This is a genomic window from Bradyrhizobium sp. LB14.3, from assembly GCF_040547985.1.
GTDB lineage: Bacteria > Pseudomonadota > Alphaproteobacteria > Rhizobiales > Xanthobacteraceae > Bradyrhizobium.
The window spans coordinates 122,412-135,623 of the sequence record NZ_JBEPQT010000004.1; the positions used below are offsets into that span (position 1 = coordinate 122,412).

The 13,212-nt window shown below is 63.8% G+C and carries 15 protein-coding genes; 4 read left to right on the plus strand and 11 right to left on the minus strand.

Annotated features, from left to right (window positions below; genetic code table 11):
- Nucleotides 1–65: 65 nt before the first annotated feature.
- From ABIB00_RS10655 to ABIB00_RS10670, 4 genes are all read left to right on the plus strand, one after another.
- Nucleotides 66–578 carry a TIGR02281 family clan AA aspartic protease gene (locus ABIB00_RS10655; protein ID WP_354104287.1) on the plus strand — a complete coding sequence of 171 codons (513 nt, stop codon included), beginning with the start codon at nucleotides 66–68 and terminating at the stop codon, nucleotides 576–578.
- Between the two features lie 62 nt (nucleotides 579–640).
- A complete protein-coding gene (locus tag ABIB00_RS10660; RefSeq protein ID WP_247351471.1) occupies nucleotides 641–937 on the plus strand; it encodes a nucleotidyltransferase family protein in 297 nt (98 codons plus the stop codon).
- Nucleotides 927–1,274, plus strand: a complete 348-nt coding sequence (locus tag ABIB00_RS10665; protein ID WP_354104288.1) for a HepT-like ribonuclease domain-containing protein — start codon at nucleotides 927–929, stop codon at nucleotides 1,272–1,274. Before ABIB00_RS10660 ends, ABIB00_RS10665 begins: the two co-directional genes overlap by 11 nt.
- Nucleotides 1,275–1,431: 157 nt before the next feature.
- Nucleotides 1,432–2,931, plus strand: a complete 1,500-nt coding sequence (locus tag ABIB00_RS10670; RefSeq protein WP_354104289.1) for a phosphomannomutase/phosphoglucomutase — start codon at nucleotides 1,432–1,434, stop codon at nucleotides 2,929–2,931.
- Nucleotides 2,932–3,093: 162 nt separating this feature from the next.
- Here ABIB00_RS10670 and ABIB00_RS10675 read toward each other — a convergent pair whose 3' ends face one another.
- From ABIB00_RS10675 to ABIB00_RS10725, 11 genes are all read right to left on the minus strand, one after another.
- Nucleotides 3,094–3,603 (minus strand): Lrp/AsnC family transcriptional regulator, encoded by a 510-nt coding sequence (locus ABIB00_RS10675; protein ID WP_247445358.1) that lies wholly within the window; start codon nucleotides 3,601–3,603, stop codon nucleotides 3,094–3,096.
- Nucleotides 3,604–3,670: 67 nt separating this feature from the next.
- A complete protein-coding gene (locus ABIB00_RS10680; RefSeq protein ID WP_354104290.1) occupies nucleotides 3,671–4,624 on the minus strand; it encodes a sugar kinase in 954 nt (317 codons plus the stop codon).
- A gap of 8 nt (nucleotides 4,625–4,632) precedes the next feature.
- Entirely contained in the window at nucleotides 4,633–5,571 is a 939-nt protein-coding gene (gene nudC / locus ABIB00_RS10685) for an NAD(+) diphosphatase (RefSeq protein WP_354104291.1), read from the minus strand.
- 11 nt (nucleotides 5,572–5,582) lie between these two features.
- Nucleotides 5,583–6,002 (minus strand): HIT domain-containing protein, encoded by a 420-nt coding sequence (locus ABIB00_RS10690; RefSeq protein ID WP_354104292.1) that lies wholly within the window; start codon nucleotides 6,000–6,002, stop codon nucleotides 5,583–5,585.
- 146 nt (nucleotides 6,003–6,148) lie between these two features.
- A complete protein-coding gene (locus tag ABIB00_RS10695) occupies nucleotides 6,149–7,276 on the minus strand; it encodes a muconate cycloisomerase family protein (protein ID WP_354104293.1) in 1,128 nt (375 codons plus the stop codon).
- Nucleotides 7,273–8,028, minus strand: coding sequence for an SDR family NAD(P)-dependent oxidoreductase (locus ABIB00_RS10700; RefSeq protein ID WP_354104294.1), 756 nt, complete (start codon nucleotides 8,026–8,028; stop codon nucleotides 7,273–7,275). Before ABIB00_RS10700 ends, ABIB00_RS10695 begins: the two co-directional genes overlap by 4 nt.
- The gene (locus ABIB00_RS10705; protein WP_354104295.1) at nucleotides 8,028–8,822 is read right to left on the minus strand and encodes an amino acid ABC transporter ATP-binding protein; all 795 of its coding nucleotides are present in this window, start codon (nucleotides 8,820–8,822) and stop codon (nucleotides 8,028–8,030) included. The genes ABIB00_RS10700 and ABIB00_RS10705 overlap by 1 nt, the downstream gene beginning before the upstream one ends.
- Nucleotides 8,819–9,481: an amino acid ABC transporter permease gene (locus tag ABIB00_RS10710; RefSeq protein WP_247351458.1), complete on the minus strand. Its 663-nt coding sequence runs from the start codon at nucleotides 9,479–9,481 to the stop codon at nucleotides 8,819–8,821. Before ABIB00_RS10710 ends, ABIB00_RS10705 begins: the two co-directional genes overlap by 4 nt.
- A 192-nt stretch (nucleotides 9,482–9,673) precedes the next feature.
- Nucleotides 9,674–10,522 carry a transporter substrate-binding domain-containing protein gene (locus tag ABIB00_RS10715; RefSeq protein ID WP_354104296.1) on the minus strand — a complete coding sequence of 283 codons (849 nt, stop codon included), beginning with the start codon at nucleotides 10,520–10,522 and terminating at the stop codon, nucleotides 9,674–9,676.
- A gap of 435 nt (nucleotides 10,523–10,957) precedes the next feature.
- Nucleotides 10,958–12,451, minus strand: a complete 1,494-nt coding sequence (locus tag ABIB00_RS10720) for a catalase (protein WP_354104297.1) — start codon at nucleotides 12,449–12,451, stop codon at nucleotides 10,958–10,960.
- Nucleotides 12,452–12,507: 56 nt separating this feature from the next.
- The gene (locus tag ABIB00_RS10725; protein ID WP_354104298.1) at nucleotides 12,508–13,149 is read right to left on the minus strand and encodes an HD domain-containing protein; all 642 of its coding nucleotides are present in this window, start codon (nucleotides 13,147–13,149) and stop codon (nucleotides 12,508–12,510) included.
- Between the last annotated feature and the right edge of the window lie 63 nt (nucleotides 13,150–13,212).

Sequence of the window (13,212 nt, forward strand, 5' to 3'; positions counted from 1 at the left end):
CAGCGCCGCTCGCGGGCTGGCTTGCCGCGTGGTCAAATCGAGCTTTCCGGCTCGGAAGTGGTGTAATGCGTAACATAATGATCTTGGCGGCGATCATGATCGGCCTCGGCACTTTCATGGCGCAGATGGCGGACAGGATGAGCTCCGCCTCGGCGACGTCGGTGCCACGCACGACGGTGGCACTCGCGTCCACCGCGCCGGCCGGCGGCCGCAGCCTCAGCATCCCCCGCGACGGACGGGGTCATTTCCAGACCGACGGCCGGATTGAAGGCCAGCGCATCGGCTTCATGGTCGACACCGGGGCCTCCGTGGTTGCGCTGAACGAGACCTCGGCCGCCCGCTTTGGCCTGCGTCCCTCGCGCGGCGATTACACTGCGACCGTCTCCACCGCGAACGGCACCATCAAGGCCGCGCGCACCCGTATCGCCATGCTCGATGTCGGCGGCCTAATCGTGCGCGACGTCGACGCCATGGTGCTGCCCGACGAGGCGCTGTCCGAGAACCTGCTCGGCCTCTCCTTCCTCTCCCGCCTCAAGCGTTTCGAATACGCCAACGGCCAGATGGTTCTGGAGCAGTAAGGTCTCCCCGGCGGCCTTGTTAGGCCCTCCCGCTGGGGCGGGCGGAGTGCTATATTCCGCCAATGAACAGTCCCGATGCGATTGCCATCTTGCGACAGTCCGAACCTGCCCTGCGCGAGCGGGGCGTTTTGCATGCCGCGTTGTTTGGCTCGGTGGCGAGGGGCGAAAGCCATTCCGGCAGTGATGTCGATATCATAGTCGAGATCGATCCCGATGCGCGGATCACGATCTTCGATTACGTCGAGCTCAAGGAATATATTGCCAATCTTTTTGACGAGCCCGTTGACGTCGTCAACCGCGACGGCCTGAAATCATACCTCGCTCCCGCAGCGACGGCTGACGCTGTCTATGCCTTCTGATCGCATCGAGGGGACTCTCCGCGACGTCTTGCATCACATCGATCTGGCGATCGAGTTCGCCGGAGGCCTTGATCGTGATGCGTTCGCGGCGGATCTACGGACCGTCTATGCGGTAACGCGGTGCCTCGAGATCATTTCAGAAGCATCTCGCCGCCTGCCTGATGACGTGAAAACGAGGCACCCAGCAATCGCGTGGAAGCAGATGGCGGCTGCGGGCAATGTCTATCGCCACAACTATGAGGACGTTGCAGCCCGGTTTGTGTGGGAGACGGTTCAACAGGCACTTCCGCCCCTAAGGGCGGTCGTTGAAGAGGAGATTGCACGCCTGCAGAGTTAGCCCATTCTGGTCAGAGATGCATATCACGTCGCGGGTACAAACCCCGTTACCAAACCGCCGCAATTATCCGCCATAAGCCTTCATTCCCGCCTTCCGCTGCGGCCCGGCATTCGCTAAGGCTGCACCAAATCCTGCCTCATTTCGCGAGACCGTCTCAATGTTTCCCAAGCCGAAATCCGTCTTGCTGCCCAACACTTACGCCTTCGAATCCGAGCCGATGGTGAAGGCCACGGGTTTTCGCGAATACGACGCGCGCTGGTTGTTCCAGAAGGAAATCAACCTGATGGGAATCCAGGCACTCGGCATGGGGCTGGGTGCGCTGATCGCCGAGCTCGGGGTCAAGCAAGAGATCGTCACCGGTCATGATTTCCGCGGCTATTCGGCCTCGATCAAATACGCGCTGATCTCCGGCCTGATGGCAGCAGGCTGCAAGGTGCACGACATCGGGCTCGCGGTGACGCCGATGGCCTATTTTGCGCAGTTCGATCTCGACGTGCCCTGCTGCGCCATGGTCACAGCCTCGCACAACGACAATGGCTGGACCGGCGTGAAGATGGGCGCCAATCGCCCGCTGACCTTCGGTCCCGACGAGATGGCGCGGCTGAAGGAGATCGTGCTGGGCGCCGAGTTCAAGAACAAGGCCGGCGGCTCCTACCAGTTCCACGAGAATTATCCGGCGCGCTACATCGCCGATCTTACCAGCCGTCCGAAGCTCAAGCGCAAGCTCAAGGTCGTCGCGGCCTGCGGCAACGGCACCGCCGGCGCGTTCGCGCCGCAGGTGCTTGAAGCGATCGGCTGCGAGGTGATTCCGCTCGACACCGAACTCGACCACACTTTCCCGAAATACAATCCGAACCCTGAAGACATGGAGATGCTGCACGCCATCCGCGACGCGGTGCTGCAGCACAAGGCCGATGTCGGCCTCGGCTTCGACGGTGACGGCGATCGCTGCGGCGTCGTCGACAACACCGGCGAGGAGATCTTTGCCGACAAGGTCGGCGTGATGCTGGCGCGCGACATGTCGGCGATCCACAAGGACGCGCAGTTCATCGTCGACGTGAAGTCGACTGGCCTGTTCATCACCGACCCGGTGTTGCAGAAGCAGGGCGCGAAAACCACCTATTGGAAGACCGGCCATTCCTACATGAAGCGCCGCACCCATGAGACGGGTGCGCTCGCCGGCTTCGAGAAGTCCGGCCATTTCTTCTTCAACAAGCCCTACGGCCGCGGCTATGACGATGGCCTGGTGTCGGCGCTCGCGATCTGCGACATGCTCGACCGCGCCCCCGGCAAGTCGATGGCGGACTTGAAGAACGCGCTGCCAAAAACCTGGTCGTCGCCGACCATGTCGCCGCATTGCGCCGACGAGACCAAATACGGTGTCATCGACAAGGTGGTGAAGCACTTCGAGGGCTTGCAGGCGAAGGGTGCCAAGATCGGCGGCCAGTCGATCCGCGACCTCGTCACCGTCAATGGCGTGCGCGTCACGGTCGAGGACGGAAGCTGGGGCCTGGTGCGCGCGTCCTCCAACAAGCCCGAGCTCGTCGTCGTGGTCGAGAGCCCGGTCTCCGAGCAGCGCATGCACGACATGTTCGAGATGGTGAACAGCGTGCTGCGCACGCATCCCGAAGTCGGCGAGTACAATCAGAAGATCTGAGGCGCGAGGCTAGCGTCACTTGCTGTCATGCCCCGGCTTGACCGGCTTGACCGGGGGGCATCCAGTACGCCGCGGCTTATCCGTACCCCATCGTCGTCTCTGGAGTACTGGGCGGATTCGCCCGGTCACGCCGGGCGATGACAGCGTCTGTGTGGTGAGACCCTACGCCGTCACCACAGCCGGGATCGGCAGCGTGGTCACCGACTTGATCTTCTCCATCGCGAAGCGCGAGGTGACGTTCTTCAGCGGCACGGCGCTGATCAGCTTCTTGTAGAACACGTCATAGGCCTGCATGTCCGCGACCACGACGCGCAGCATGTAGTCGACGTCGCCGGCCATGCGATAGAACTCCATCACCTCGGGCATGGCGCTGACGGCTTCGGCGAACTTCTTCAGCCAGGCGTCGGAATGGTCGGCGCTCTCCACCGACACGAACACGGAGATGCCGAGCCCGATCTTGTTCTGGTCGACCAAGGCCACCCGCTTGATGATCACGCCGTCGGCCTCCAGGCGCTGGATACGCTTCCAGCAGGGGGTCGAGGACAGGCCGACGCGGTCGCCGATCTCGGCGACGGAGAGGGAGGCATCGTCCTGAAGGACCATCAGAATCTTGCGGTCGATGGCGTCGAGGCGGCGGCTGGTCTCGGGGATCTGGACAACGAGATCGGTCATTTGAAGAACTTTGTTCCATTTCAAGGGGCGTTTTCCCTGATATAGAGAAAATCTTTCTATAGCAAGTCTATAATCTCGGCGCTCGATCGAGCGTCGCCGTCTGCGATATGCTTAAAAGCTTTTCAACTTCAATACGTTGCGGAGACGCCATGCCGCCGCCGTGGCGGGTGCATTTCAACGCTGCGGCGGCCGCGGCGAATTGCAGCGCCTCCCGCACGCCGCCGCCTTCGGCGAGACGTAGCGTGAAGGCGCCATGGAACACGTCCCCGGCGCCGAGCGTATCGACGGCCTGAACCGCGAACGCCGGCATCTCCTCCAGCTCCCCCGCCTCGTTAAGCCAGATCGTGCCGCGCGGGCCGCGGGTGGCGGCGAGGAAGGCGGGCGTGAGCGCGGCCAAGCGCTTCAACGCCGCGCCGTCATCGGCGATGCCGGCCGTCTCCTGCACCTGTTCGCTGGCAAACAGCAGGTGCGAGGCGACCGTGAGCAGGCTGTCCTGCAACGACATCGCGCGATCGACGCCGACGATGACGGCAATGCCGCGCCGGCGTGCCTCAGCGCAGAGCGAGGTCGCGAATGCGGCGCAGCGGCTTTCGACGAGAACCGCCCGGCAATCGGCGAGCAGTGCGTCGGCGTCCGGCAGCTTCACGGTCGACAGCGCGGGATCGCGATAGATGGTGAGCGTTCGTTCGCCCGACGGATCGATCATGATCGCCGACACAGGCGTCATCAGCCCCGGCATGCGCACGATTTGTGTGGTCTCGATGCCTTCAGCTTCCATCCGTTCGAGGATGAAGCCGCTCGAAATCTCCCGGGCATCGCCCATGGGGCCCGCGAAAGAGACGCGGCCGCCAAGCCGCGCCATGGCGATTGCGGCATTGAGCGCGTTGCCGCCGCAGATCTCCGCGAGATGGGTGGCATTCGCCTTGCTGCCGCGCGCGGGCACGGCCTCGACCCGAAAGGTCAGGTCGCGCACGGGAATGCCGATGCAGAGGATGCGCGGCGCGATCCCTGATGCAGCCATCGGCGGTCTCAGCTCTTGCCGTGCACCCAGCGGCCGAGCAGGTGATGGGCGATGGCGAACGGATGCGGACCGGCGAGCCCGTCGGGATGCGTCCGCGTCAGCATCAGGGCGGCCTCCTCGCGCGTGAACCAGCGCGCATCCTCAAGCTCGGAATGATCGACGACGATGTCCTCGCTCACGGCCCGCGCGCTGCAGCCGATCATCAGCGACGACGGATAAGGCCAGGGCTGGGTCATGTAATACTGCACGTCGGTGCAGCGGATCCCGGACTCTTCGAGGATCTCGCGGCGCACCGCGTCCTCAATGGTTTCGGCGGCCTCGACGAAGCCGGCGAGGCACGAATACATGCCGGGCGGAAACTGCTTCTGGCGGCCGAGCAGGCATTTTTCGCCGGAGGAGACGTGCATGATCACGACAGGGTCGGTGCGCGGGAAATGCTCGGCCTTGCAACTCGGGCATTCGCGCTTCCAGCCGCCTTCCTTCATCCCGGTCCGCGTGCCGCAATTGGCGCAATAGCCGTGGCGCTGATGCCAGCTCACCATCGATTTCGCCATTGCGATCGCCGACAGCTCCTCCGGGCGAACTGCGCCCTGCATCGCCATGCCGCGCAGCTCGGTGAGGGCGTAGTCCTCGCGCCCGACCAGCTTCTCGGACGCGGCCTGCGACAGGCCCATACCGAACATGGCGGCGCCGTCGCGCAGACCCAAGAAGATCGTACCGGGATTGGCGCCGCATTTCAGCGCCTCGTCGATTCCCAGCAGGGCGCGCATTTTTTCGCCCTCGCGCTTCACCAGCAGCGAGTCGCGGTAGACGATATAGGCGCGCGACGACGGCTTCTGCTCCATCGCGAACAGCTTTTCGTCGTCGCGGCGCAGATGCGCGGCGCGGTCGAGAATGTTGGTGACGAAGGCCGGTTGTCCCAGCGGAAACGAGTCGAATGCTGACATTTCTTGTTCTTTCAACCCAACCAGATCTTGCGGCGAAGCGCGCTGATGAAATTCTGCACCTCTGTGGCATCGTGCGCCAAGGGCTGCATCACGCCCCAGACCGGCCGCGGCCAGGCGGCGTCGCCAGTGCGGCGCGCGATGATGTGGACGTGAAGCTGCGGAACGAGATTGCCGAGCGCCGCGATGTTGAGCTTGTCGCAGTTAGTGATCTCCTTCAGCGCGCGCGAGACGCGGGAGATCTCCGTCATCAATTGCGCCTGCTGCACCTCGTCGAGATCGATGATCTCGACCGCATCCGTGCGCCGCGGCACCAGCAGTAGCCAGGGATAATGCGCGTCCTTGATGACCAGTACCTTGGACAGCGGCAAATCGCCGATGTCGATGGTGTCCTCTTTCAGGCGGGAGTGCAGCGACCAGGCGGGTTCGGACATGTATGTTTCCAGATTGCCCGGCGACCGGGCTCGTTTGGTCGGACCATACGATACGGAGTTAGCGAGGGGAAGGATCGGGCCTGCATACGCGATCGTCGTCCCGGGTCTACGCTTACGCTTGCCCGGTACGACAGCGAGGGTGGCGGCTAGGCCTCCGCCAGCACGCGCGCGTTGGCGTGGATCGAGGCTTCGCTGACGCGGATGCCGAGGCCCGGTCCGTCGGGCACCACGACGTGGCCGCCGCGGTTGGCGACGCGCTCTTCGAGCACGTCCTCGGTCAGCACATGATGCGGCATGTAGAATTCGCAGCCGAGCGAGATGCCGGGTGTTGCTGCGATCAGCTGCGTGCCGGCGGCCAGCCCAATGCCGCCTTCCCACAACGTGCCGCCATAGCCCGGCAGCCCGGCGATGTCGGCGATCGCCATGATCGCCTGCGCCTCGAACAGGCCGCCCGCCTTCATCAACTTGATCGAGACGGCGTCTGCCGCCTCGCGGCGCACCACCTCCATCATGTCGCGGCGATCGAAGCAGCTTTCGTCGGCGAGCACGGGTGTTTCCAGCGCCGCGGTGAGCTGCGCCATCACGTCGAGATATTTGCGTGGCACCGGCTGCTCGATGAAGGTCGGCGCGAACTGCTCGATGTCGCGCAGGATCTTGATGGCGCCGAACGGCGCCAGCGCCTGGTTGTAATCGACGCGCAGATCGACCTTGTCGCCGAACTCGTTGCGGATCGCCTCGAGATGATCGAGGTCCTCGCGATGCGGCTTCACGCCGGTCTTGACCTTGTAGATGACGTTGCCGTCCGGAACCATCGTTCGCATGCGTTCGAGATCGGCGGCGAAATCCGGATCGGCGATGGAGAACGACAGCGGGATCGTGTCGCGCACGCGGCCGCCGAGCAAATCGGCAACCGAAAGTCCCGAGGACTTGCCGACGATATCGAGCAGCGCCATCTCGATCGCGACCTTGGCCTCGGCATGTCCGACCAGCGCACGGTCGAGCTCAGCCATCAGCGCGCGGATGCGGCGCACCGGCTTGCCCAGCACGATCGGCCGCAAATAGATGTCGAGCGCAGAAAACGCCGCTTCCGGCGTTCCCGTGAACACCTCCCACGGTGCCGCCTCGCCCCAGCCGATCACGCCGTCGCTCGAGGTGAGCTCGATCAGCACGCGCTTCACCGTGCCCTTGACGTTGCCGACGCCCTGGAGGCGCGCCATCTTGATCGGGCTCTCGATCAGGAACAGCCTGATGCGTTCGACGGTCGCTTCGATCATGTCAGGCCTCCATTGACGTGCCAGACCTGGCCGGTGACGTAGGACGCTTTTGGTGACGCCAGGAAGGCGATGATCTCGGCCACTTCCTCCGGTCGTCCGCGACGCCCCATCGGGATCAGCGCCTCGGTTGCGGCGATCTGCTCGGGCGAAAGCCTGCTCTCGCTCGGTCTGTCCTTGAGGATGAGGCCCGGCGCGACCGCGTTGACGGTAATGCCGTCCTGGGCGAGTTCGACGGCAGTGAGGCGCACCAGGGCTTCGAGCGCGGCGCGGCTTGCGGCGGTCGCGGCGAACGGCGCAAATTCGGGCCGGATCGCATGCGCGACGAAGGACGACACCGCCACGATCCGCGCGTCTTGCCCGGCGCGCAGCAGCGGCAGCGCGGCCTCGACCAGCCGCGTGAAGGCCAGCGCCGATTCGTCCATCGCCTGCCGGAACTGATCCGCCGGCGTGCCGATCGCGCTGCCGCGGCGGGCATGGCCGCCGACCAGGATCAATCCATCGAGCCGCCCAAAGGCGACTTGGGCGGCGGCGATGGCGTCGGTGGCGGCTGTTTCTTCGGCGAGATCGCCGAGACATTTTGCGACGACCGCGCCTTGCGCTTCGGCTTCCGCCGCCGTGGCGTCGAGGCCGGCTGCGTTGGAGCGCGTGTGCAGCAGCAGCGCGGTGCCGGGGGCGGCGAGCAGTTTTGCGGTGGCGCGGCCGATGCCGCTGGCGGCACCGGTGACGAGATAGGCGCGATCGATATCTGGCATCACGTTGTTGCGTTGGCCGGCGGAAGCGCGCCGGTGCGGTGGAAATGGCTGAGGAAGGCGCGCGTCGCCGCTTGCTGCGGATTGTCGATCACCTGTCGCGCCGGACCTTCCTCGACCACGACGCCGTCGCGCATGAAGATCAGACGGTCGGCCACTTCGCGGGCAAAGGCGATCTCGTGGGTCACGATCACCATGGTCATGCCCTCGGACGCCAATTGCTGGATGACGGCGAGCACCTCGCCGACCAACTCGGGGTCGAGCGCGGAGGTGGCCTCGTCGAACAGCATGACATCCGCCTCCATCGCGAGCGCGCGGGCGATCGCGACGCGCTGCTTCTGTCCGCCGGAGAGCGTTGCCGGATATTGGTCGGCCTTCTCCGCAAGCCCAACTTTGGCAAGCTGTGCCCGCGCCAGCTTCTCGGCGTCAGACCTGGCCATGCGCCGCACCGTGACCGGTCCCTCCATCACGTTCTGGAGCGTCGTCATGTGCGGGAACAGATTGAAATGCTGGAACACCATGCCGGTGGTGGCCCGGAATCTTGCCAGCGTCTTCACATCGGGGAGCTTCGTACCCTCTCCGAACGAGAAGCGCGTGTCGCCGACGCGAACGCTGCCGCCGTCGGGCGTCACCAGGAGATTGACGCAGCGGAGCAGCGTCGACTTGCCGGAGCCGGACGGTCCGATCAGCGCCACGACGCCGCCCTTGGCGACGTCCAGGCTGATGCTCTTCAAAACCTCGTTGCTGCCAAAGCTCTTGCGCAGGCCGCGGATCTCGATTTTCGACGTGTCGCTCATTCGCTGACCGCCAGTCGCTTCTCGCCGCGCCGGACCATAATGGTCAGGGGAATCAGGATTGCCGCATAGGCGACCGCGACGGCGGTGTAGGTCTCCAGCGGACGGTAGCTGTCATGGGCCGCGACCTGGCTCTGATAGACCAGGTCGGGCACCGCCAGTACCGAGACCAGGGAGGTGTTCTTGAACTGGATGATCGATTGGTTCATCAGCGCCGGGATCATGCGCTTGATTGCCTGCGGCAGCACGATGCGCCTCATGCTCTGTCCCGGCGTCATGCCCAGCGCGGCGCCGGCTTCGGACTGGCCACGGTCGATCGAGATGATGCCGCCGCGGATGATCTCCGAATAGAACGAGCCGCCATAGAGCGAGAGCGCCAGCGCCGAGGCCGTGATCGGCGTCATCTCGACACCGGCCAGAATCGGCAGCGCGTAATAGAACCAGATCAACTGCACCAGGATCGGCGTACAGCGGAACGCCTCAATGAAGGTCAGCGCGAGCAAACGCACCGCCTTGAAGCGCGACAGGGTGCCGAAGGCGCCGAACAGGCCGAATACGAGCCCGAGCACGACGATGACCACGGTGAAGCCGACGGTGACGCCGAGCCCGTTGAGAAAGAGCCAGCGATAGCTCCAGAGGATGCTGAAGTCCCACTGATACATGCGTGCTTTCTTGCTTCACCTCTCCCGCTTGCGGGAGAGGTCGCATCGCATCGAAGATGCGATGCGGGTGAGGGCTCTGTCCTCACGGGGGTTCTTGGTTGTGGAGACACCCTCACCCCGACCCTCTCCCGCAAGCGGGAGAGGGAGCGCACCGCGCCTTGCGGATTGAGCTCGACCCGAACTCATCACATCCTACAGCGAAACGCCCGGCGGAATGTCCGCTTCGGTCACGCCCACCAGCTCCATGTTGGTGATGATCGCGTTGCGGATGAAGCCGAGGCCCTTGTTGAAGTCGATCCAGGTGTTGACGTAGTCGCGCCAGGTCTTGTCGCTCTCGCGGCGGAAGCCGGCGTTGGACGTTGTGGCGAAGATCGGCGTCGGCAGCACGAACTGGCCGAGCGAGGGATTCTTCTTCAGGACGGTCAGCGACAGCATGGTGATCAGGCACTGCGCGTCGACGCGGCCGGTCTGGAGCGCGGCGGTGGCGTCGTCGGCGGACTTCAGGCGCGATATCTGCGCCTTCGGCGTCAGGCGGCTGACGACCTGGTCGTGCGACGAGCCCTGGTCGACGGCGATCTTGACGTCGGGCGAGTTGAGCTCGGCCCAGCTCTTCGGCTTGAAATCCTTCTTGCAGAGGATGCCGAAGGCGTTGTTGAAGACCGGCACCGAGAAGTCGACCACGAGTGCGCGCTTCGGGGTCGGGTTGAGGCCGAAGAAGATGTCGATCTTGTTGGATTGGAGATCGAGCACCGAATTGCCCCAGGTGGTCTCGGTGATCTCGAGCTCGGCCTCCATGTCGTCGGCGAGCGCCTTGGCGATGTCGACGTAAAAGCCCTTCCACTGGCCGCTGGCGAGGTCCTTCATGTAATAAGGCGCGCCGCCGCCGACCGCGCCGATCCGCATCTTCTTGGTGCGGCGGATGCGGGCGAAGGTCGATTCGTTGGGATCCGCTGCGGTCTGCGCCACGGCCGGGGAGGCCAGCGTGGCCGCAGCCATCGCGCCAAGTCCGACAATCGATGCGACATCACGACGTGTAACCATTTTGAGGAATCGCTTTTCTGGTTGGATGAAGGTGTGTGATTGATCTCGCGCGAAAATTCCCATCAATCGGCGTCAGCCGGCTGAAAAATGCTCTGGATCGGACCTTCGCGCACCCTTTTGTTTTGGTTCCGGCAGGATTTCATAGAAAGGCGCTGCCGGGCGGGCCCTGTCAAGACTCGATTGCCTCAGGGATGAGTGGGCCTCGAAGATAGGCACGGAGCCTATCGGCGTGACGCATTCCGAGGCGAATGTCCGCATCTGCGCCTGGTGGCGAGAGTGGCGCGGCGATGCCTGGCACGGCCCGGCGAGCGGCTCGGTTCAAGCTATTTTCGCGAAAAAATTGAGAGGCTTCGGTGGTTCGCTTTAAAAATGCGAACGGCACCTGTCGGTGCCGTTCGCTGAAGTCGACGAGAGGTCGGTCAGGATCGGTCGATCCTATTCTGCGGCCTTTTCTGTAGCCTTTTCTGCAGCCTTGGCGCGAACAGTCGCAAGACGCGTCAACGCGTCGCGGACGCCCGCGCCGTAGGCGGGATCGGCCTTGGTGCAATTGGCGATGTGCCGTTCCTGGATCGGGATGGCCGCCGCTCCGACAGCGCGCGCCGTGTTGTCGAACAAGGCCTGCCGCTGCTCAGCGTTCATCTTGCGAAAGAGGTCGCCGGGCTGCCGATAATGATCGTCGTCGATGCGGTGATCCCAATGTGCCGCTGCACCGTCGATCTCGAGCGGCGGCTCGTTGAGATCGGACTGGTCCGTCCATTCGCCGCGGCTGTTCGGGAAGTAGGTCGGCGTGCCCCCGAGATTGCCGTCGGTCCGCATTGCGCCGTCGCGATGGTAGCTGTGATACGGACATTTCGGCGCGTTGACCGGGATCAGATGATGGTTGACGCCGAGGCGATAGCGCGCCGCGTCGCCGTAGGAGAACAGCCTTGCCTGCAGCATCTTGTCGGGCGAGAAGCCGATGCCCGGAACGACATGAGCCGGCGAGAAGGATGCCTGCTCGACCTCGGCGAAGACATTTTCCGGATTGCGGTTCAGTTCGAAATAGCCGACCTCGACCAGTGGGAAGTCCGCCTTGGGCCAGACCTTGGTCAGGTCGAATGGGTTGAAGGCAAACGCCTTGGCCTGATCGTCGGTCATGATCTGCACGAACATCGTCCAGCGCGGGAAATCGCCGCGTTCGATGCTCTCGAACAGGTCGCGCTGGTGAGTCTCGCGGTCCTTGCCGATGAGTGCTTCAGCCTCGGCATCAGTCAGGTTTTCGACGCCCTGCTGCGTCCGGAAGTGAAATTTCACCCAGGTCCGCTCATTGGCGGCATTGATGAAGCTGTAGGTGTGGCTGCCGAAGCCATGCATATGCCGGAAGCTTCTGGGAAGGCCGCGCTCGCTCATCACGATGGTGACCTGATGCAGGGCTTCCGGTAACAGCGTCCAGAAGTCCCAATTGTTGTCGGCGCTGCGCATTCCGGTCCGGGGATCGCGCTTGATCGCATGATTGAGGTCGGGAAAGCGCAGCGGATCGCGGAAGAAGAACACGGGCGTGTTGTTGCCCACCATGTCCCAATTGCCTTCCTCGGTGTAGAACTTGAGCGCAAAGCCGCGGATGTCGCGTTCGGCGTCGGCCGCGCCGCGCTCGCCGGCGACCGTCGAGAAGCGCGCGAACATCGGCGTCACCTTGCCGATCTCCGAGAAGATCCTCGCCTTGGTATAGCCTGAGATGTCATGGGTGACCGTGAAGGTCCCGAAGGCGCCGGATCCCTTGGCATGCATGCGTCGCTCGGGAATCACCTCGCGATCGAAATGGGCGAGCTTCTCGATCAGCCAGACATCCTGCAACAATGCGGGGCCACGGCGGCCGGCGGTCATGATGTTGAGATTGTCGCTGACGGGAGCTCCCGTCGCGTGCGTGAGGTGGGGGCGTTTATCGCTCATGTCGTACTTCCTGATCGGTGATTGAGGCGCGGATTTGCAACGGGCACGAAGTGCGTTCAGCCGTGCCAATGGGAGTTGCGGATGACGCTGCAGAAATTGCCACGATGGAAATGCGGCTCCTTGTCGGCGATGACATCGGCCTTGACGTTGCCGAACGTCGTATCCGGCCGGTGCTTGATGCCGTCGTAGAAGGCCTGGATGATGTCTTCCTTGAAGTGCGGTGCGCGCGGAAACGCCTTCACGACCGCCGTGCGCTCTTCGTCGGAATATTCGCCGTAGGTCAGTCCGAGAACGTCCATCTCGACGCCTGCGGTCACCAGCGCGACGACAGGGTGCATGTGCTGAGGGACGCCCGGCGTCGTGTGCAGGGCGATCGCGGTCCAGACGGTGTAGGCATCGGCTTCCGAAATGCCGTGGCTACGCAGGAACGCGCGCGCGGCGTGCGCGCCGTCGACCTCGAACCGCTCGTGCTTGCTGCCATGGTGCGGCATCAGGCCGATGTCGTGAAACATGGCGCCGGCGTAAAGCAGTTCGCGGTCGAATGTCAGTCCGCGGCGGACGCCCGCTATCGCGCCGAATTGGTAGACGCGGCTGGAATGGTTGAAGAGCAGGTCGGTTTCGGTGTCGCGGATGTATTCGGTGATGGCACGCGCCAGCCTGCTGTCGGGAATGACGGTGGCCTCGATGATGTCTGACATGATCAGCTCCTGAAACTTCGGTCGCGTGCATGGTAAATCCCGGCTAGTCTGTCTGGAATCGAC